The organism is Azospirillum sp. UENF 112521, from assembly GCF_058780665.1.
In genome coordinates, this window is record NZ_JBSNCI010000007.1 from 236,740 (window position 1) to 257,332 (window position 20,593).

At 69.6% G+C, this 20,593-nt stretch carries 17 protein-coding genes; 14 read left to right on the forward strand and 3 right to left on the reverse strand.

Features of this window, described 5'->3' with window-relative positions; genetic code table 11:
* Window positions 1-12: 12 nt before the first annotated feature.
* The gene (locus ACWPN8_RS29845) at window positions 13-813 is read left to right on the forward strand and encodes a crotonase/enoyl-CoA hydratase family protein (RefSeq protein WP_492243395.1); all 801 of its coding nucleotides are present in this window, start codon (window positions 13-15) and stop codon (window positions 811-813) included.
* 114 nt (window positions 814-927) lie between these two features.
* Here the strand turns inward: ACWPN8_RS29845 and prpR are convergent, their stop codons facing one another.
* On the reverse strand, window positions 928-2,922 hold the full coding sequence (prpR, locus tag ACWPN8_RS29850) for a propionate catabolism operon regulatory protein PrpR (protein WP_492243396.1): 1,995 nt from the start codon (window positions 2,920-2,922) through the stop codon (window positions 928-930).
* 265 nt (window positions 2,923-3,187) lie between these two features.
* Between prpR and ACWPN8_RS29855 the strand changes: the two genes are divergently transcribed.
* The 13 genes from ACWPN8_RS29855 (at window position 3,188) to ACWPN8_RS29915 (ending at window position 16,010) form a co-directional block, all read left to right on the forward strand.
* On the forward strand, window positions 3,188-4,402 hold the full coding sequence (locus ACWPN8_RS29855) for a CaiB/BaiF CoA transferase family protein (protein ID WP_492243397.1): 1,215 nt from the start codon (window positions 3,188-3,190) through the stop codon (window positions 4,400-4,402).
* A 3-nt stretch (window positions 4,403-4,405) separates the two neighbouring features.
* Window positions 4,406-5,323 carry a hydroxymethylglutaryl-CoA lyase gene (locus ACWPN8_RS29860; protein WP_492243398.1) on the forward strand — a complete coding sequence of 306 codons (918 nt, stop codon included), beginning with the start codon at window positions 4,406-4,408 and terminating at the stop codon, window positions 5,321-5,323.
* Window positions 5,324-5,426: 103 nt separating this feature from the next.
* On the forward strand, window positions 5,427-7,016 hold the full coding sequence (locus ACWPN8_RS29865; protein WP_492243399.1) for a class I adenylate-forming enzyme family protein: 1,590 nt from the start codon (window positions 5,427-5,429) through the stop codon (window positions 7,014-7,016).
* Complete coding sequence (locus ACWPN8_RS29870; RefSeq protein WP_492243400.1) at window positions 7,013-8,194, forward strand: acyl-CoA dehydrogenase family protein; 1,182 nt, start codon at window positions 7,013-7,015, stop codon at window positions 8,192-8,194. The genes ACWPN8_RS29865 and ACWPN8_RS29870 overlap by 4 nt, the downstream gene beginning before the upstream one ends.
* A gap of 12 nt (window positions 8,195-8,206) precedes the next feature.
* Window positions 8,207-9,088 carry a branched-chain amino acid ABC transporter permease gene (locus ACWPN8_RS29875; RefSeq protein WP_492243401.1) on the forward strand — a complete coding sequence of 294 codons (882 nt, stop codon included), beginning with the start codon at window positions 8,207-8,209 and terminating at the stop codon, window positions 9,086-9,088.
* On the forward strand, window positions 9,085-10,053 hold the full coding sequence (locus tag ACWPN8_RS29880; RefSeq protein WP_492243402.1) for a branched-chain amino acid ABC transporter permease: 969 nt from the start codon (window positions 9,085-9,087) through the stop codon (window positions 10,051-10,053). The genes ACWPN8_RS29875 and ACWPN8_RS29880 overlap by 4 nt, the downstream gene beginning before the upstream one ends.
* Window positions 10,046-10,843 carry an ABC transporter ATP-binding protein gene (locus ACWPN8_RS29885; protein ID WP_492243403.1) on the forward strand — a complete coding sequence of 266 codons (798 nt, stop codon included), beginning with the start codon at window positions 10,046-10,048 and terminating at the stop codon, window positions 10,841-10,843. Before ACWPN8_RS29880 ends, ACWPN8_RS29885 begins: the two co-directional genes overlap by 8 nt.
* Window positions 10,840-11,562 (forward strand): ABC transporter ATP-binding protein, encoded by a 723-nt coding sequence (locus ACWPN8_RS29890; RefSeq protein ID WP_492243404.1) that lies wholly within the window; start codon window positions 10,840-10,842, stop codon window positions 11,560-11,562. The genes ACWPN8_RS29885 and ACWPN8_RS29890 overlap by 4 nt, the downstream gene beginning before the upstream one ends.
* Window positions 11,563-11,586: 24 nt before the next feature.
* Window positions 11,587-12,750 (forward strand): thiolase family protein, encoded by a 1,164-nt coding sequence (locus tag ACWPN8_RS29895; protein ID WP_492243405.1) that lies wholly within the window; start codon window positions 11,587-11,589, stop codon window positions 12,748-12,750.
* Window positions 12,750-13,202 carry a Zn-ribbon domain-containing OB-fold protein gene (locus ACWPN8_RS29900; RefSeq protein ID WP_492243406.1) on the forward strand — a complete coding sequence of 151 codons (453 nt, stop codon included), beginning with the start codon at window positions 12,750-12,752 and terminating at the stop codon, window positions 13,200-13,202. The genes ACWPN8_RS29895 and ACWPN8_RS29900 overlap by 1 nt, the downstream gene beginning before the upstream one ends.
* 16 nt (window positions 13,203-13,218) lie before the next feature.
* Window positions 13,219-14,418 carry an amino acid ABC transporter substrate-binding protein gene (locus tag ACWPN8_RS29905; RefSeq protein ID WP_158285336.1) on the forward strand — a complete coding sequence of 400 codons (1,200 nt, stop codon included), beginning with the start codon at window positions 13,219-13,221 and terminating at the stop codon, window positions 14,416-14,418.
* A 1-nt stretch (window position 14,419) separates the two neighbouring features.
* Entirely contained in the window at window positions 14,420-15,190 is a 771-nt protein-coding gene (locus ACWPN8_RS29910; RefSeq protein WP_492243407.1) for an enoyl-CoA hydratase/isomerase family protein, read from the forward strand.
* On the forward strand, window positions 15,183-16,010 hold the full coding sequence (locus ACWPN8_RS29915) for an amidohydrolase family protein (protein WP_492243408.1): 828 nt from the start codon (window positions 15,183-15,185) through the stop codon (window positions 16,008-16,010). The genes ACWPN8_RS29910 and ACWPN8_RS29915 overlap by 8 nt, the downstream gene beginning before the upstream one ends.
* Window positions 16,011-16,071: 61 nt before the next feature.
* Here ACWPN8_RS29915 and ACWPN8_RS29920 read toward each other — a convergent pair whose 3' ends face one another.
* Window positions 16,072-17,022, reverse strand: a complete 951-nt coding sequence (locus ACWPN8_RS29920; protein ID WP_109095583.1) for a response regulator transcription factor — start codon at window positions 17,020-17,022, stop codon at window positions 16,072-16,074.
* Window positions 16,991-20,461 carry a hybrid sensor histidine kinase/response regulator gene (locus ACWPN8_RS29925; RefSeq protein ID WP_492243409.1) on the reverse strand — a complete coding sequence of 1,157 codons (3,471 nt, stop codon included), beginning with the start codon at window positions 20,459-20,461 and terminating at the stop codon, window positions 16,991-16,993. Before ACWPN8_RS29925 ends, ACWPN8_RS29920 begins: the two co-directional genes overlap by 32 nt.
* Between the last annotated feature and the right edge of the window lie 132 nt (window positions 20,462-20,593).

The following is a 20,593-nucleotide window of genomic DNA, read 5'->3' on the forward strand; positions in this document are numbered from 1 at the left end:
AAGGAAGGCGCGATGACCAATCTCGTGCTGGTGGACAACGACGACGGCATCGTCACGCTCACCCTGAACCTGCCGGAGCAGCGCAACCCGATCTCCGATCCGGAGATGATCGAGGCGCTGGTGGAGACGCTGAGCGGTCTCGACGCGGACATGGGAACCCGGGTGATCATCGTAACGGGGGCCGGCGGCGCTTTTTCGTCCGGCGGGAACGTGAAGAAGATGGGGGAAAGCGGCGGCCTCAACGACAAGGTCGCCGCCCAGACGCGCCGGAACTACAAGCTGGGCATCCAGCGCATCCCGCTGCTGTTGGAGGCGATGGAGGTTCCGGTGATCGCGGCGGTGAACGGTCCGGCCATCGGTGCCGGCTGCGACCTCGCCTGCATGTGCGACATCCGCATCGCCGGCGAGAGCGCACGCTTCGCCGAGAGCTTCGTCAAGGTCGGGATCGTCCCCGGCGACGGCGGCGCCTGGCTGCTGCCGCGGGTCGTCGGCTTTTCCAAGGCCTGCGAGATGGCGCTGACCGGCGACGTCATCGATGCGGCGGAGGCGCTCGCCTGCGGTCTGGTGTCGCGCGTCGTTCCCGATGCGGATCTGCTGCCCCAGGCGCGAGCGATGGCCGCGCGGATCGCCGTCAATCCGCCCCATGTGGTGCGCATGACCAGGCGCCTGCTGCGCGAAGGCTGGACGGTCAAGCTCGACACGCTGCTGGAGATGTCCGCCGCCATGCAGGCGCTGGCGCATGCGACCGCCGACCACAAGGAAGCCATCGCCGCGCTGCTGGGCAAGCGTCCGCCGAACTTCACCGGCGCTTAAGGCGGGCGGCCCGCAAGCGTGGCCGGCCATGGAGTCCGTTCGATGCTTTGCCGAAGCGCCCGACGGACTCCAGGGCTTTTCGATTTTCCGACTGTGTCCCGTCATCCGTGCCGGCTAGTCCCGCGCGGCGTCATCGCCGTCGGTGGAGGCACCGAGCCCGAGCTGGCGCATGCGTCGCCACAGTGTCGCGCGGCTGATGCCCAGTTGGCGCGCCGCGTCCGCCCGATTGCCGTGGGTGCGGGACAGGGCGCTTTCGATGACATCCCGTGCGTCGTTCCCGTCCCCGCCGGCTGACCCGTGCCTGTCCCGACCGGTCGGCCTGTCCTGTGCAAGCGGTTCGAGAAACAGCTCCGGGCAGTCATGGCGCAGGATCCCGGCGGGAATGTCCTCGACGGTGCCGAATTGCAGCACGAGCATGGTCAGGCGCTCGCAGATGTTCTCCAACTCGCGCACGTTGCCCGGCCACCGGTAGGTGGCGAGCCGGAATTTCAAAGGCTCGACGACGACCGAAGGCGCCAGCCGGAGCCCGGTGCGCTCCAGGCAGGCGGCGACGAAGCCCTCGGCCAGCACCGGCACATCCTCCACCCGGTCGCACAGCGGAGGCAGGCGCAGGCGCAGCGTGTTCAGCCGGTACAGCAGGTCGGCCCGGAACGCGCGCTGCGGCACCAGCTCCTCCAGCGGCTGATGGGTGGCCGCGATCACCCTGAGGTCGACCGGCACCGGCACGACGCTGCCCAGACGCACGATCTCGCGCTCCTGGAGCACGCGCAGCAGCCGGGTCTGCAGGGCCAGCGGCATGTCGCCGATCTCGTCGAGGAACAGCGTGCCGGTGTGCGCCGCCTCGAACAAGCCGACCTTGCCGCCCTTGCGCGCCCCGGTGAAGGCGCCTTCCTCGTGGCCGAACAGCTCCGATTCCAGCAGGGATTCGGGGAAGGCCGAGCAGTTGATCGCCACGAAGGGGCGTCCGGCACGCGGGCCGAGATTGTGGATGGCCTGGGCGAACAGCTCCTTCCCCGTCCCGCTGTCGCCGGAAATCAGCACCGTCAGGTCGCTCGCCGCGAAGCGCCGCGCGGTGGCGCGCGCCTGCTCGATGGACGGGCTGTCGCCGCGGATGTCGTCGAGCGTGTAGCGGGTCGTCCGGTTGGAGCGGCGCCGGGTCTGGGACCGCAGGCTGACATCCGCCTCGCTGATCGCCCGGGCGTCGTAGACGGTGATCATGGCGCCGGTGACCTGCCCATGCTCGCGGATCGGGATGCGGTTGGCGATCCAGTCGCGGCGGCGGAAGGTCAGGACGCTGCCCTTTTCCGCCTCGCCGCTGCCCAGCACCCCGCGCAGGGACAGCTCCGGCGCCACCTCCGCCGCGACCCGGCCCAGGATGGCGTTCGGGGGAAAGCCCAGCAGGGCCTCCATCGCCGGATTGACCGCCGTCACCCGGTCGGCCGGATCGACGGCCAGCACCGCCTCCTGGACATTCCGGAGGACGCCGTTCAGCTGGCTGTAGCGGGCGTTTTCCAGCCGGGCGATGCGGGCCATTTCCAGCGCGTCGTCCAGCCCCTGGCGCACGCCCGCCACCGAATAGGCCAGGATGCCCTCCATCCCCAGCCGTTCGGTCGCCTCGACCACCACGCTCGACCCGATGATGACGGGAAAGCCGCGCTCCGCCATGCCCTTGACGCAGGCGACGGCCTCGTCCGGGGTCTCGTAGCAGCCCTGCTCCACCTCGGTCCGCAGCAGCCCCTTGATGGCGTCCAGTTCCGGGATGATGCGGCGGTGCATGACGATGCCGACCCGGTTCGACCGCTCCCGCGCCTTCAGCAGCGCCAGCAGGATGTCGTAGCCGCCGACCTTGATGGTGGCGACCGGCGATTTCACGGTGCTGCGCAGGTAGCTGGCATTGGCGCCGGCGCTGACGAAGGCATCCACCGCGCCCGACGCCTCGCGCTCCCGCGCCACCGCCAACGCCGCCTCATAGGCCTGGTCGATCACCTCGATCTCGGCACGCTGGGCGTATTCGTCCAGCACCGCACGCGCCAGCCGGGTGAGGTGGCGGTAGCTGAGGAAGCACAGCCGCAACCGCCCGGTGTTCGGATAGCCCAGCGCCATCGGCATGGTTCCTTCCTCCCGGCCATCGCCCCTCAAGGGGGCCGGCGGCATAGCGCCGGGGCCGCCGCGTTTCATCCGCGTTGCAAACAAACGTTTCATGACACGTTTCATTGCAACGGTCCATCCGTTTCATGAAACGTCCGGCCCGACCTCGAAAATCATCAACATCTTGATATTCAACAATAACGGCATTGGACCCCGGACTGGCACAGCGTTTGCTGTTTGATAAGCGAACAAACATTCCGCAAACGAAGCATCTGGGGCGACGGGCATGGCACCACTGAACGGCATCCGGCTGATCGACCTGACGCACATGTTGTCCGGTCCCTACGGCACCATGCTGCTGACCGATCTGGGGGCCGAGACGATCAAGGTCGAACCGCCGGGCCGGGGCGAAGGAACGCGGCAGCTGCTGGCCGGCGATCCCGATTATTCCCGCCACGGCATGGGGGCCTATTTCCTCACGCTCAACCGGGGCAAGCGCAGCGTCTGCATCGACCTGAAAAGCGAGGAGGGGCGCGCGGTCTTCCTCGATCTGGTCCGCAAGAGCGACGTGGTCTTCGACAATTTCAGCGCCGGGGTGACGGAACGGCTGGGCATCGACTTCGCGTCGCTGTCGGCGGTCAATCCGCGCATCGTCACCTGTTCGGTCACCGGCTTCGGCGGCGACGGTCCCGATCCGAACCGGCCGGCCTTCGATCAGGTGGTGCAGGCGATGGGCGGCGGCATGAGCATCACCGGCCTGCCCGACGGGCCGCCGTTGCGCTCCGGCATCCCCATCGGCGACTTGGGCGGCGGGCTGTTCGGCGCGCTGGGCGTGCTCGCCGCGTTGCAGGAGCGGGAGCGGACCGGCGTCGGCCGCCATGTCGACGTGTCGATGCTGGACGTGCAGATCTCGCTGCTCAACTACATGGGCACGATGCACCTGATGTCCGGGCATGTCCCGGAACGGCTGGGCAACGGCCATTTCGTCCATGTCCCCTACAACACCTTCAGGACGGCCGACGGCCACATCATCATCGCCTGCATCGGCGACGCCTTCTTCGAGCGGCTGCTGCCGGTCATCGGGCGGCCGGAACTGGAGGCGCCGGACTACCGCCTGCAACCCGGCCGCTACGCCGACAAGGAACGGATCGAGCGGATCGTCGGGGAGGAACTGGTCAAGGACAGCTCCGCCAATTGGCTCGCCCGGCTGCGCGAGGCGCGGGTGCCCTGTGGCCCGGTCAACGATTTCGCCCAGGCGATGTCCGATCCCCAGGTGGTCGCCCGCGACATGGTTGTCGAGGTGCCGCTGTCGCAGGGCGGCACGGTGCGGATGCCGGGCAACCCGATCAAGCTGTCCGGGGGCAAGCTGTCAGGAAACAAGCCCGACCGCTTCACCGCCCCGCCGGAGCTGGGCCACGACACCGACGCCGTTCTTGAAACGCTGCTGGGCTACGGGCCCGAGCGCATCGGCGAGCTGCGCCGTGCCGGACGGGTGGGGTGAGCCATGGACCGCCTGCTGTTGACCGAGGTCGCCCCGCGCGACGGATTGCAGAACCAGCCGACCTTCGTTCCCACCGCCGGCAAGCTTGAGCTGATCCGGCGGCTGGCCGAGGCCGGGCTGACGCGGATCGAAGCCGCCAGCTTCGCCTCGCCCAAGGCGGTGCCGCAGATGGCCGATGCCGAGGAGATCGTCGCCGGAACCCGCTCCCTGCCGGGCGTCGAGGTCTCCGCCCTTGCCATGAACGGCCGCGGACTGGACCGGGCGCTGGCCTGCGGAACGCCGCAGATCGCCACGGTGGTGGCGGCGACGGAGGAGATGAACCGGCGCAACATCAACATGACGCTGGACCGGGCGACCGCCGCCGCCGAGGAGGTGATCGGCCGCGCCCTGGAGGCGGGTATCGGGGTGCGGGCCTATGTCGCCGTCGCCTTCGAGTGCCCGTTCGAAGGGCCGGTCGATCCGGCCGCCGTCGTCCGGCTGGCGGAGCGCTTCGCCGCCATCGGCGCCGGCGAGGTGGTGATCGCCGACACCATCGGTGCCGCCGCTCCCGGCCAAGTGTCCGCCCTGCTGCGGGCGCTGCTTCCCAGCCTGCCGGCGGATCGGATCGGCATGCATTTCCACGACACGCGCGGCTTTGGCATTGCCAACGCCCATGCCGCCATCGAGGCGGGCATCCGCCGGCTCGACGCCAGTGCCGGCGGGATCGGCGGCTGCCCCTTCGCCCCCGGCGCCGCCGGCAACCTCGCCACCGAGGATGTCGTGCTGCTGGCCGAGAAATCCGGCCTCGCCACCGGCGTCGATCTGCCCGCCCTGATCGACGCGGTCGATGTCGCCGGACGCCTGCTGGGCCGGCCGCTCGGCGGGCGGGCCATGCCCTGGCTGAGACGCAGCCACGCGCAGGCTCCCGGAGTTCCCCGTTGAGTGCATACCGGAATATTCGACATCATTCGGACTGCCGATAATTAAGACATAAAAGGGAATAAAGTCCTCAACAGTCCGATGAAATACAGGGAGGAGCTTGGTCATGAGTTTGACAACCGGCATGGACCGACCGGCCGCCGCACTGGTGGCACGGGCCGCCGCCTCCACCGTGGGAAGCCTGTTCCTTTCCACCGCGCGGCTTTATCCGCAGCGCATCGCCATCGAGGATGACGGCCAGGACGAGGTCCGCATCCTGACCTTCGCCCAGCTGGCCGAACGGGTGAACCGCAGCGCCTCGGCGCTGGCGGCGCTGGGGGTGACGCGCGGCGCCCGTGTCGCCGTGCTGTCCGAGAACCGGCTCGAATACATCGAGACGCAGCTCGCCTGCGCCCTGCTGGGAGCGATCACCGCCTGCCAGAACTGGCGCCTCAGCCCGCGCGAGCTGGAGCACTGCATTGGCCTCGTCGCGCCGACGGCGATCCTGGTCTCGCCCCGGCATGCGGGCATCCTGTCGGACACCGCCACCTCCGGGATCCCGGTGATCCGGTTCGGCGCGGAGTGGGAGCGCCGCCTTGCCGCCGCCTCCGCCGACACGCCGCCGGACGTCGCCGAGCCGGAGGATCCCCTGCTGATCCTCTACACCAGCGGCACCACCGGCCTGCCCAAGGGGGCGGTGCTGACCCATCGCAGCCAGCTGGCCCGCATGACGGCGGCGCCGTTCGACCTGGGGGTGCGGCCGGGCAACACCAACCTGTGCTGGCCGCCGCTCTACCACATGGGCGGCACCGAGCCGGCGCACTATGCCCTGCTGACCGGCGGGCGGGTGATCGTGCTCGATGCCTTCGATCCCGACCGGATCGCCGACAAGATCGAGACCGAGCGGTTCGAATGGGTGTCGATCATGCCGGGCACGCTGGGCCGGATGATCGAGGTGCTGGAACGGCGCGACGTCAGGCCGCTCGGCCTGCGCACCTGCGGCGTGATGGCCGACCTGTCGCCGCCCGCCGAGGTGGCGCGGCTGAGCGAGCTGCTGGGTGCGGATTTCCTCAACTGTTTCGGATCGACCGAGACCGGCACCCCGCCGCTGTCCGGCCGCCAGCTTCCCCGCGGCGCCACCGGCGATCTCGGCAAGGCGCCGAGCGTCGGGGCGGAAATCCGGCTGGTCGACCCGGACGACACCGACGTTCCCGACGGCGGCATCGGCGAACTCGCCATGCGCGGCCCGACGCTGTTCAGCGGCTATTGGAACAACGAGGCGGCGACCCGGCAGGACTTCCGCAACGGCTGGTTCCACATGGGCGACCTGCTCCGCCGCCGGCCGGACGGGCTCTATGATTTCGTCGACCGTGCCAAGTACCTGATCAAGTCGGGCGGCGAGAACATCTACCCGGCGGAGATCGAGCGCGTGCTGGTCGGCCATCCCGACGTGCGCGACGCCGTGGTCGTGCGCCGGAAGGACGACCGCTGGGGCGAAATCCCGGTGGCGGTGGTGGTGTCCGCCAACCCCCGCCTGGAGGCCGCCGAGCTGTCCGCCCTGTGCCGGCGGGAGCTGGCCGGATTCAAGCAACCCAAGGCCATCCACTTCGTGCCGCCCGAGCGCATCGTCCGCTCCACCACCGGCAAGGTGCAGCGCGGCGCCATCGAAAGCTGGGTCGAGAGTTGGGCCGATAGCCAGACGGTGGAGCCATCATGAGCGACAGCCTGTCCACCTATGCCGCCGCCGCCACCGGCGACGATGCCGCCGAACTCGACGCGCTGGTCCGCACCGTGAGCGGCTTCGTCCAGACCGCCCTGCGGCCGCATGAGGAAGCGGTGGACCGCGCCGACGACGTCGATCCCGGCCTGATGCGCGACCTGCGCCGGTCGGCCGCCGACCTCGGCATCTACGGCTACAACATGCCGGAGGAGATCGGCGGGCCGGGGTTGAGCCGGGTCGCCATCTCGGCCATCGACGAGGCGACCGGCCACACCAGCATGCCGCTGGCCGAGGCCTGCGGCCATCTGCCGGGGTCGCTGCTGTTCGCCGACGCCGCCCAGCGCGACTGGTTCGTCGGGCCGCTGATGCGCGGCGAGCGCACCGTCGCCTACGCCCTGACCGAGCCGGACGCCGGGTCCGACCTGAACGCGCTCAGGACACGGGCGCGGCGGACCGACGGCGGCTGGCTGCTGTCGGGCGCCAAGACCTTCATCTCGCATGCGGAGACCGCCGACCACACCATCGTGCTGGCGGTGACCGACCGCGACGCGCCGCTGAAGGGGCGGCTGACCACTTTCATCGTGCCGCGCGGGGCGCAGGGCTTCATCGTCGAGCGCCGGTTCCGCAAGCTGGGCTGGCACGGCTACCACCTGTCGGCGCTCGCCTTCGACGACTGCTTCGTGCCGGACGACCATGTGCTGGGCGCGCCCGGCGCCGGCTTCGGCGTGATGATGGCGACCATCAACAACGACCGGCTGTTCGTGTCCTGCCGCTGCGTCGGCATGGCCCAGCGGCTGATCGATCTGGCAGTGCCGTACGCCCGCGACCGCACCACCTTCGGCAAGAGGCTGGCCGACCATCAGGCCATCGCCTTCATGCTGGCGGACTGCGACGTGGAGATCGACGCCGGCCGGCTGCTCTGCGCCAAGGCGGCGCGCCTGTCGGACCAAGGGCACCCCGACGCCCGCATCGCCGCCTCGCGCGCCAAGCTCTACTGCACCGAGATGGTCGGGCGGGTGGCCGACCGGGTCCTCCAGATCTTCGGCGGGGCCGGCTTCATGGCCGACCTGCCGGTGGAGCGAATCTATCGCGACGCGCGCGGCTTCCGCATCGGCGAGGGCACCTCGGAGATGCAGCGGCTCCAGATCGCGCGCAGCCTGATCGACCGGATGTGAGGACAATCGCGGATGGAAACTACGCTTCTGGCCCAATCCCTGCTGCTGGCCCTGACCACCGCCGGGCTCTACGCCGCCATCGCCTCAGGCCTCACCCTGGAATTCGGCGTCACCGGCATCATCAACTTCGCCCATGGCGAGTTCGTCATGCTGGGCGCCTTCCTGACCTATTTCCTGTACGAGACGGCGGGCGTGCCGCCGCTGGCCGGCATGCTGCTCGCCGGTCTGGCGATGACGGCGCTGTCCTGGCTGGTCTTCGACGGGTTCCTGTCGAGGGTGCTGAAACAGGACGAGCACAACCAGATCCTCGCCACCATCGGGCTGTCGATCCTGCTGATCAATCTGGCGATGATCGCCTGGACGCCGGACGCCCGCGTGATGCACGCCCCGCCGCTGCTGCCGGCGTTGCATCTCGGCGACGTCATCGTTCCCGGCAACAATCTGGTCGTGCTGCTGGTCGGCATCGCGCTCTATGCCGGGATGATCTGGTTCATGCGGCACACCCGCCAGGGGCTGCTGCTGCGTCTGGCCGCCGACGACCCGCAGCTGGCGGTCCTGGCCGGGGTGGACGTGACGCGGATGTTCCGCCTGTCCTTCCTGATCGGCGGTCTGACGGCCGGCGCCAGCGGCGGGCTGGTGGCGCTGATCCTCTATGTCCAGCCGCTGGTCGGCGTCGATCTGGTGATGCGCGCCTTCGCCATCGTGGCGCTGGGCGGGCTCGGCAGCATCGGCGGCGCGCTGATCGGCGCCGTGCTGCTGTCGGCGGCGGAAAACCTGACCGCCACTTTCGTGCCGGGCGGGGGAAGCTGGGGCTACGGCGTCGCCTTCGTCATCATCGTCCTGGTGCTGGTCGTGCGGCCCACCGGCCTGTTCGGATCGGAGCGGCGCGCATGAAGACCGGACTGACGCGGCTCCTCCCCTACGCCCTCATCCTGCTGGTCACGCTGGCGCTGGTCTGGATCGACAAGCCCTTCTGGATCCAGCTCGCCATCGGCGTCGCCATCACCGCGATCACCGCGCTTGCCTGGGACATCCTGTCGCGCACCGGCCAGGTGTCGCTGGGATCGGCGGCCTTCTTCGGCGTCGGGTCCTACACGCTGGCGATCTTCGAGCCGCTGATCGGGCTGACGCTGGCCTGGATCGCGGTCGTGGTGGTCTGCGCGCTGGCGGCGACGCTGCTCGGCCTGCTGACCCTGCGGCTGCGCCGGATGTATTTCGCCATCGCCACACTGGGCTTCGCCCTGTCGATGCAGGTGCTGGTCGTGGTCTTCCCCGACTGGACCGGCGGCTCGGGCGGCATCGCCCCGCCGGTGCTGGCGGACGGCGACCCGCGCTGGCAGCTCGCGCTGATCGGATTGCTGCTGCTGGCGGCGGTGGCGCTGTCGGACGCGCTGCTCGGCCTGCGCTTCCGCCCGGCCTTCTTCATGATCCGCACCAAGCCGGAACTGGCCGCGGCCAGCGGCGTGCCGGTGGTGCGCATGAAGATCTTCGCCTTCATCGTCTCGGGCGTGCTGATCGGTCTGGCCGGCGCCTGCTACGGCGGGCTCTACGGCTATGTCGTGCCGACTGATGTCTTCACCACCAACTGGAGCGTGCTGCCGCTGGCCATCGCCACGCTGGGCGGCATGGACACCACCATCGGCCCGCTGCTGGGCGCCATCGCATTGAAGGCGCTGGAGGAGGTGGCCCGCTCCGTCATCGGCGGCACCGGCTATCAGGTGGTCTACGGCGCGGTGATCATCCTGTTCGTCATCGGCATGCCGCAGGGGATCGTCGGCCTGCTGCGCAAGGCCGGAACGCTGGCCGGGCGCCGCACCGCGGCCGGCGAGAAGAAGAAGGAGCGGGAACGCCATGCCTGACACAGCCTCTCCCCACACCGCCCGGCCCGATCCCGACCGGCGGTCTGCACAGCCATCCGGCGGCGCGATCCTGGCGGTCGAGGATCTGACCGTGGCCTTCGGCGGCCTGAAGGCGCTCGACGGGGTGTCGCTGTCCATCGCGGCGGGCGAGATCACCGGCCTGATCGGCCCCAACGGCTCGGGCAAGAGCACGCTGGTCAACACCGTGTCGGGCCAGCTTCCCGTGCGCGGCGGACGCATCCGCCTGCATGGCGGCGACGTGACCGGGCGGCGTCCCGACCGGATCGTCCGCGCCGGGATGGCCCGCACCTACCAGATCCCGCGCGTTCCCCCGACCCTGACCGTCGAGGAGGTGCTGTCGGTTCCGCTGCTCTATGCCGGACGCGACCGCCACCGGCTGCCGGGGCTGGGCGACGCCGCCGCCATCGCCGCCTTCTGCGGGCTGGGGCCGCTGTTCCGCCGTTACTGCGGCGACCTGTCGGTGACCGACCTCCGGCGGCTGGAGATCGCCCGCGCGCTCGCCTGCGCGCCGGACCTGCTGCTGCTGGACGAGGCGATGGCCGGCCTGTCGCACGAGGATTCGGTGGAGGTGATGGGCCTGATCCGCAACGTCCACGAACAGGGGATCAGCATCGTGATCATCGAGCATCTGATGCGCGTCATCACCAGCCTGTGCCACCGCGTCGTGGTGCTGAACAACGGCCGCCTGCTGGCCGAAGGGGCGCCGGCCACGGTGCTGGCCGACCAAGCGGTGCGGGAGGCCTATCTGGGCAAGGGGTTCGCCGCATGAGCCGCTTCGTCGGACGGATCGGCGGCGCCTCCTACGACCGCCTGCGCGTCCTCCACCAGCTCGACATCGCGGTGGAGAGCGGGCACATGCTCGTCATCCTCGGCTCCAACGGCGCCGGCAAGACCACGGCGCTGCGGGCGCTCGCCGGCACCGTCGCCACCAGCGGCCGCCATCTGGCGCTCGACGGGCAGGATCTCAGCGGCTGCGCGCCCTGGCAGCTTCCGGCCCATGGCGTGGTGCTGGTCCCGGACGGGGCGCGCTGCTTCCCGAACCTGAGCGTCGAGGACAATCTGCTGGGCGCCCATGGCGCCGCGGCGGGACGGCGGCGGCAGGCGCCCTACGGGCAGCTGCGCGACATGGTGTGCGGCTATTTCCCGATCCTGCGCGACCGCAGCCGCCAGATCGCCGGCACCATGAGCGGCGGCCAGCGCCAGATGCTGGCGATCGGCCGCGCCCTGATGGCCGAGCCGTCGGCCCTGATCCTGGACGAGCCCTCGGCCGGGCTGGCCCCGATCATCGTCGAGGAGCTGTTCGTGACGCTTGCCAAGATCAAGCGCGAGACCGGCTGCGCCATCGTCATGGCCGAACAGAATGTCGGCTACGCCACCCACATCGCCGACCATTGCGTCGTGCTGGAGGAGGGGCGGACCGCCCTCTCCGGACCGATGGCCGAGGTCGTCACCCACGAAAAGCTGCGCAGCGCCTATCTGGGCGTCTGACGCAGCGGAAACGGAGCACACCCCATGCCGGCAGTCGGTTCCGACGTCGTCATCGCGGGCATCGGCGAAACCCCCGTCGGTCGCCTGCCCGGTTGGTCGCCGGTCGAAATCCAGGCGGCGGCGGTTCTCGCGGCGCTGCGCGACGCGGGCTTCGCCCTGTCCGATCTCGACGGGCTGATCAACCTCGATCCCTACGCCACCCCCAACAGCATGTTCTCGTCCACGCTGGCCGAGCATCTGGGCGTGGCGCCCCGCTTCGCCTGCACGGTCGATGTCGGCGGCACCGTCACCGGCATGACCATGCTGCAGCAGGCGGTCTGGGCCATCAAGAGCGGCTATTGCGAGGTGGCCGCCTGCGTCTATGGCGAGAACGCCCTGACCGGCCGCCCCGTCGGCGCCCAGGGCCTGCACATGCACAATCTGCTGGGCGGGGAGGAGTGGGAGGAGCCGTTCGGCCTGCACGGCATGGTCATCCCCTACGCCCTGCTCGCCCAGCGCTATCTCGACCTCTACGGCGCCACCGACGCGGATCTGGCGGCGGTCGCCCTGGTCACGCGCCGCCACGCCCTGCTGAACGACAACGCGCAGATGCGCAAGCCGATGACGTTGGAGGATTACCGGGCCAGCCGCCTCATCAGCAGCCCGCTGCGCCTGCTCGACTGTTCGCTGGTGTCGGACGGCGGCGGTGCGCTGGTCCTGACGCGGGCGGGACGGGCGCCGCAGGGCCGCGGCCGCGGCGTCGCCATCCGCGCCATCGGCATGAAGACCACCCACAACTCGGTGGCCCTGATGCCGGACATTCCCGGACTGGGGATGGCGGCCGCCGGTGCCGACGCCTTCGAGGCTGCCGGGATGGGGCCGGAGGACATCCAGATCGCCAACCTGCACGACGCCTTCACCATCTCGGTCCTGGTGACGCTTGAGGCGCTGGGATTCGCCCGGCCGGGGGAGGGCGGGGCGCTGGTGCGCTCGGGCGCCATGGATCTCGGCGGCCGCTGGCCGCTGAACCCGCATGGCGGCCTGCTGTCCCAGGCCCACATCGGCGGGATGCTCCACATCACCGAGGCGGTGCGCCAGCTGCGCGGCGAGGCCGGGCGGCGGCAGGCGGAGGGCGCGCGCCGGGCGCTGGTCAGCGGCAACGGCGGCATCTTCTCGGTCTGCGGCGCCATGATTCTGGAGAAACCCTGATGCTGGATCTGCTCGCCACCCCGCCGAACCCGACGGGGGCCAGCGCCCCCTTCTGGGATGCCTGCGACCGGGGAGAGCTGCTTTTCCCCAAATGCGGACGCTGCGGCCATCTCTTCTACTACCCGCGCCGGCATTGCCCGCTCTGCGGCGACACCGCGCTCGGCTGGCAGCGGATGTCGGGCCGGGGCACCGTCTTCTCGCACAGCCATGTCCATGTCGCCTTCCAGGGCGGGGCGTGGGACAGCCAGCTTCCCTACACGGTGGTGCTGGTCGATCTGGCCGAAGGCCCGCGGATGGTCAGCCGGCTGATCGGCGGCGATGCCGCGGCGGTGCGGAGCGGCGATGCCGTGTCCGTCGTCTTCCCCGGATCGGCGAGCGCCGATACCCCTTCTTTGAACGCGCCGCCGCCGGCTGAACCGGCGGTGGAACCCACCCGCGGACAACGACCATAAAAAACAGGAGGAAACCATGCGCTTCGTGAAACGGCTGGCGGCCGGCGCCGCAGCATTGGGCATCGCAGCACTGGCGATGACCGGCCCGACCCCGGCCGCAGCCCAGACGGCGGAGCCGATCCGGATCGGCGTGCCGCTGCCGCTGACCGGCGTGCTGGCGGTGGGCGGCCAGACCATCCTGGCCGGCGTGCAGTTCGCGGCGGACGAGATCAACGCCGCCGGCGGCCTGCTGGGCCGTCCGGTCTCCCTGCTGATCGAGGACACCAAGAGCGAGCCCAACACCGCCGCCACCATCGCCTCCAAGATGGTGACCGAGGACAAGGTCTACGCCTTCGTCGGCGGTTACGGCAGCACGGCGGACTTCGCGCTGCTCTCCAGCGTCAAGCGCTACAAGCCGCTGTTCATCCACACCGGTTCCTCGTCCGTCCGGCTGGAAAAGACCTTCGGTACCGAGGACTGGTACCATCACGTCTACATCTGGGATTATCACCGCCAGAAGGCGGCTTCGAGCTTCCTCGCCTCCATCGATCCCAAGGTCAAGACGGTGGCTCTGGCCTATGAGGACGGGCTCTACGGCGCCGACGCCGCCAAATATGCCGAGGAATATCTGACCAAGGCCGGGATCAAGCTGGTGATGAAGGAGCCGTTCAAATCCGGCTCGCCCGACTTCTCGCCGGTTCTGACCCGCGTCAAGTCGCTGAACCCTGACGCCTTCTTCTCCGTCGGCTATTCGGGCGACAACCTCCAGCTCGTCCGCCAGATGAAGAGCCTGGGGATCAAGCCGAAGCTGACCATGGTGGTGTCGGCCGGCGACCGTCGAGCCGACTATGGCGACATGAGCGAGGGGCTGACCATGATCACCGAATGGTCCACCGCCGACCGCACCCCGGCCGCCGCCGAGCTGATCCGCAAGGTGGAGGCCAAGGGCCAGACCATCGCCCCCGTCTTCCCCCAGGGCTATGTCGGCATGATGACCTTGGCCAAGTCCATCGAAAGCGCCGGCACGCTGGACCAGGACAAGGTGCGCCAAGCACTCTCCACCGCCACCTTCGACACCCCCTACGGCAAGATCGGCTACCGGCCGTCGGAAGGCGGCGGCCTGCACCAGCTTCTGTCCGACGAGACGATGGTCATCGTCCAGCACCGCAAGGAGGGCGAGGAGATCGTCTATCCGGCGGCCAAGGCGAGCGGCAAGCTCGTCTATCCGGCACCGTGAGATGACGGTCCGCTTTGAACGGCGCGGAACGGTCGGGCTGATCACCCTGGCGAAGCCCGACCGCCACAACGCGCTGGCCGCCGATCTGGTGGCCGACCTGCTCGCCACGCTCGACCGGCCCGAGGCGCGTCAGGCCGCCGCGCTGGTCATCGCCGGCGACGGCCCGTCCTTCTGCGCCGGGGCCGACATCGGCGACCTGCTCGACGCCGGCTGGATGACGCCGACACCCGGCGGGCCGACGCCGATGGACCTGTTCGAGCGGCTTGACGGCCATCCCCGCCCGACCGTCGCCGCCGTCCATGGCCGGGCGCTCGGCGGCGGGTTCGAGATGACCCTGTGCTGCGATCTGGTGGTCGCGGCGGCGGATGCCGTCTTTGCGCTGCCCGAACTGGGGCTGGGTGTGGTGCCCAACACCGGGCTGGCGCGGCTGGCGCAGATCGCCGGCCCGCGCCACGCCCTGGACCTGATCCTGACCCGCCGCCGCATCGGGGCGGAGGAGGCGGCGGCGCTGGGGCTGGTCTCCCGCGTCGTTCCGCCCGGAAGTGCGGTGGACGCCGCGGTGGAGCTGGCGCGCGCCATCACCGACGGGGCGCCGCCGGGGGCCATCGCCACGGTCAAGCGCGCGGTGCGCCGCGCGGCCCCCCTCGACTGGATGGCGGTGCGCACGATGCTGGCCGAGCTGCCCGCCGGCGAATGGGCGGAGGGGCTGGGCGCCTTCCGCGACCGGCGGCGGCCCGACTACAGCGAATTCTGGAGGACATCGGATGCGTGACGCCAAATCCTTCCAGGTCTTCGACCTGCATCACCATGTCGGCTCGCTCGACATTGTCGGCGGCCCAAAAGGCAGCGGCGCCTTGGGCGGCATGACGGCCGATGCCGAACAGCGGATCGCCTTCATGGACCGCCATGGCATCGCCCAGGCCCTGCTGATGCCGTCGAACGGATATCAGGCGCCGAACGGCATCGCCGACACCCGCCGCGTCAACGATGCCGTCGCCGAGTATCGCGACCGCTGGATCGACCGTTTCCCGGCGGCGCTCGCCACCGTGTCGCCGCTGGAAGGGGATGCGGCGCTGGACGAGATCGACCGCTGCATCGAGGTGCTCGGGATGAAGGGCATCGTCTGGCACCACCGGTTCCAGGGCTGCGCCATCGACCATCCGCGCATGGATACGCTGCTGGAGCGCGTGCGCCATCACGGTGTGCCGGCCTTCATCCACATCATCGGCGATTCCAAGCTGGAATCGCCGTGGAAGCTGGAGGTGCTGGCCGAACGCTTCCGCGACGTTCAGTTCGTCGCACTGGACGCCTTCTCCTCACCCGATTTCGCGCACTGGATGCCGCACATCGCGCGGCGTCATCCGAACATCCTGTTCGACACCGGGGTGATGGTTCCGGTTTCCCACATGATCGAGCGTTTCGTGCGCGAGGCCGGAGCGCACCGGCTGCTGCTGGGCACGGATTTCTACTCCTCGCCCAAGCTGTTCAGCGTTCCTTTCCCCCTGCTGGAGATCCTGGCCTCCGACCTGACCGACACGGACTGCGCGGAGATCCTCGGCGGCAACGCCCGCCGCCTGCTGGGGCTTGCCTGAGAAGCCGGCCCGGGCGCCGGCTTCCACTTGGGATCTGGACCCGTATTCGCAAACCGTCCATCTACCGCCCGTTCAGCGCCCGCACCGCCATGGCGGCGGCGGCGGCCCGGTTCTCGACGCCGAGCTTCGCATAGATCTGCTCCAGATGCTTGTCGACCGTGCGCGGGCTGAGACCGAGGATTTCGGCGATGTCGCGGTTCGGCTTGCCGTTGGCGACCCACATCAGCACCTCCGCCTCGCGCGGGGTCAGCGACAGCTTGTCCTTCAGCAGCCCGCCCTCGCCGGCGCCGCTTTCCTCGGCCAGTTGCAGCAGGATCTCGTCGGGGCCGGTCTGGCCGACCGGGCTGAGGCGCAGGCGGCGGCCGTCGGCAAGGGTGGCGATCACCACGCTGTCCGGCTTGCGCCCGGCGCCGCCGGCCTGACGGTCGGCCAGCCAGCGGCGCGCCTCCTCCGGCAGCGAGACGCCGGTGGCGTGGCCGTCGGCGGCGGCGGGGCCGAAGGCGGCCTCCAGCATGCGGGTGGTCTGCGGCGTGCACCACAACACCTCGCCCCGGTGGTTGGCGGCGAGCAGGGTGCGGCCGGTGACGTCCAGCGCCGCCCGCGTGCTCTGGGCGACACGGGCGTTGGCGAGGTGGGCGTACATGCGGGCGATCAGCGTTTCGGCGACGATCGGCTTGGTGACGTAATCGACCCCGCCGGCGGCGAAGCCCTTCAGGATGTGCTCCGTCTCGGTCAGGCCGGTCATGAAGATGACGGGGACATGGGCGACCTGGCTGCTGCGCTTCAGCTGGCGGCAGGTCTCGAAGCCGTCCAGCCCCGGCATGATGGCGTCCATCAGGATGACGTCGGGGGTTACCTGCTCCAGCAGGGCCAGCGCCTTGCGGCCGTCCAGCGCCACCAGCACGGTCACCCCGGCCTCCTCCAGCGCGTCGGTCAGGAAGCTGAGGGCTTCGGGCGAATCGTCGACGACGAGGACGACGTCACGCGGTCTGGTTACGGATTTCATCGTCATGGCTGGCATCGTCATGGCTGTCATCGCGGTACACCGCCTCCAGCGCGGCCATATACTGGTTCAGGTCGTAGTTGCTGACGAGAGTCCGCATGCGGCCGACGAAGCGCTCCAGCTCCGGATGGGCGGCGGCGATCTCGGCCAGCTTGGCCTGCATGCCGCGGACATAGCCGATGCGGCCCAGATGGATCAGCTCGGCGATGTGGTGCTGCGGCGGCAGTTCGGACGCGGCGAAATCCGCCGGGCCGTCGTCCGCGCCGGCCGGCGTCTCGTATTCCCAGTCGATGCCGCGCAGCCGGCCGATGCAGGCGAGCAGCTTCGGGATGGAGACCGGCTTGGCGACAAAGCCGTCATGCGGCTGGCCCCCATCGGCGCGGGCGTCGGCACCGGTCCCGGCTCCCAGCCCGGCGGCGGGCCGGTCCTCCCGCGTGTCGGCCGACACCAGGACGATGGTGGTGTCGTCATGGCCGGAGGCGCGCAGGCGCCTCGCCACCTCCAGACCGTTCATGCCGGGCATCGAGATGTCGAGCAGCAGGATGTCCGGCCGGTGCAGCTCCGCCAGGGCGAGGCAGGTCGGGCCGTCGGTCGCCTTGAAGACGGTGAAGCCAAGCTCGGCCAGCAGGTCGGCCAGCAGGTTGCGGTGGGCGAGGTCGTCGTCGGTGACCAGCACGGTCAGGCGCGGCCCGCGATAGCCGCGGATCGGAAGATCGGGCTGGGACGAGGCGGTCGACAGCATCGCCGCCGACATCATCAGCCGCACCCGGAACAGGCTGCCGGCGCCGGGCGTGCTGGTCACGGTGATCTCGCCGCCCATCACCTGGGTCAGAAGCTTGGTGATGGTCAGGCCGAGCCCCATGCCGGGCACCATCGGGTTGGCGGCAGAGCCGCGCTCGAAAGGCTGGAAGATGCGCTCCAGATCGGCCGCGGCGATGCCGGGGCCGGTGTCCTCGACCTCGAACTCGGCGATCTGGCTGCGGTGGCGCACCCGCAGGCAGACGGCACCGCTGTCGGTGAACTTGATGGCGTTGGACAGCAGGTTGATCAGGATCTGGCGGATGCGCCCCTCGTCGGTGAAGACCACCGGCGGCAGATCCTCCGGCGCCTCGAAACGGAAGGCGATGCCCTTGGCTTCCGCCTGGAGGTGGAACATGCCGACGAGCTGGTCGAGCAGGTCGCCGAAGCGCACCTCCGCCCGGTTCAGCTGCAACCGGCCGCTCTCGATCTTCGACACGTCGAGCAGCCCGTCGAGCAATCCTGACAGATGCTCGGCGCTGCGGCGGATGACGCGCACCGCATCCACCCGGTGCGGCGGCATGGCCGGATCGCGCTCCAGCATCTGCGAATAGCCGAAGATGGCGCTCAAGGGCGTGCGGAACTCGTGGCCAATGCCGACCAGATAGCGGCTTTTGGCGAGGTTCGCCGCCTCCGCCGCCTCCTTCGCCTTCTGAAGCTGGGCGTCGGTGCGCTCGTGCGCCTCGATCTCCCGCATCAGCAGGTCGGTCTGCCGGTGCGTCTCCTCCTGCGCCACCTTGCGGCTTTCCCGCGCCAGCACGAACAGCCAGGTGGCGACGCCGGCGACGATCATCAGGATGAAGAAGACCTTCCACAGCGTGCTGCGGATCAGCGCCTGCGCCTCGGCATTGACCGACGCGACCTCGACATAGACCAGCGACAGCACGGCGCCGATGGCGAGCGCCAGCATCAGCAGGACGCCGAGATAATGGCCGAGCCGGGCCTTCAGCGCTGTCGCCGCCCGCGGCGGCAGGATGGCGTCGAGCGCGTGGCGCAGTTGCACCCCCAGCCGTGCGTCCTTCTTGCAGCCGTCGCCGCAGCGGGCGTCCAGCGAGCAGCAGAGCGAGCAGATCGCCCCGGCATAGACCGGGCAGAAGGCCATGTCGTCGGGCTCGAAGGCATGCTGGCAGATGCGGCAACGGATCGCCTCCTCGCCGTTCCAGTCCTCGAAGGGGCGGCGGGCGATGTAGTAGCGGCCGCGGGTCGCCCAGGCGATGACGGGGGCGGCGAGGAAGGCGGCGGCGAAAGCGAGGAAGGGGGCGCAGACCTTCAGGGTCGTCCCCAGCCCGCCCAGGAAGGCCAGCATCGACAGCACCGTCGCCAGCAGCATGGCGCCGACGCCGACCGGGTTGATGTCGTAGAGATGGGCGCGCTTGAACTCGACATGGCGCGGGCTGAGGCCGAGCGGCTTGTTCACCACCAGATCGGCGACCAGCGCGCCGATCCAGGAGGCGGCGACGCTGGAATAGAGCCCGAGCACCGGTTCCAGCGTCTTGTAGATCCCCAGCTCCATCAGCATCAGGCCGATGACGACGTTGAACACCACCCACACCACCCGGCCGGGATGGCTGTGGGTCAGGCGCGAGAAGAAGTTCGACCAGGCGATGGAGCCGGCATAGGTGTTGGTGACGTTGATCTTCAGCTGCGACAGCACGACGAACAGGCCGGTGAGGCCCAGCGCCAGCTGCGGCGACGGCGTCACATACTGGAAGGCGACGAGATACATCCGCGTCGGCTCCGCCGCCAGCTCCACCGGCACGGCGTTCTGCAACGCCAGCACCACCAGGAAGGATCCGAGCAGAAGCTTGATCGTGCCGATGACGATCCAGCCCGGCCCGGCCGCCACCAGCGCCGCCCACCAGCCGAGCCTCTTGCGGCCTTTCGCGTCGGGGTCGTAGGGCAGGAAGCGGATGAAATCGACCTGCTCGCCGATCTGCGCCAGCAGCGAGAACACCACCGACGCCGCGGCGCCGAACAGCATCGGGTCGAAGCCGCCAGCCGCATCCGGCGCCCGGCCGGGGAAGCGGGTCCAGGCGGCGAAGGCCTCACCGTCCTGGACGGCGATGAACAGGAAGGGGAGGGCGTGCAGCGCCAGCCACAGCGGCTGGGTCCACAGCTGGAGGCGGCTGATGACGGTGAAGCCGTAGGCGACCAGCGGGATCACCAGCAGCGAGCTGACGACGTAACCGGCGGCCAGCGGCAGGCCGAAGACCATCTCCAGCGCCGTCGCCATGATCGCCGCCTCGATGGCGAAGAAGATGAAGGTGAAGGACGCGTAGATCAGCGAGGTGATGGTGGAGCCGATATAGCCGAAGCCGGCGCCGCGCGTCAGCAGATCCATATCCACGCCATAACGGCTGGCGTAATAGCTGATGGGCAGCGCGCTGGCGAAGATCAGGGCGGCGGCGGTCAGGATGGCGAGCAGCGCGTTGGTGAAGCCGTAATTCAGCGTGACCGCCCCGCCGATGGCCTCCAGCGCCAGGAAGGAGATCGAGCCGAGTGCCGTGTTGGCGACGCGCAGCGGAGACCAGCGCCGCGCCTTCCGCGCGGTGAAGCGCAGCGCGTAATCCTCCAGCGTCTGGTTGGCGACCCACCTGTTGTAGGTCCGCCGGACCGCGATCACCCTCTGGCGCCCCGCCGTCGGCCCCATTCGCCCTCCCTGAAATCAGTTCGCGATACAGATTGTTTAAGATTTTCCCTTATTCGCCGGTCTCATAGTAAAGTCGGCTCTTCCGCCAGTCTGTCAGAAATAAAGGCACCGAACAACAAGGCCTGAGGACCG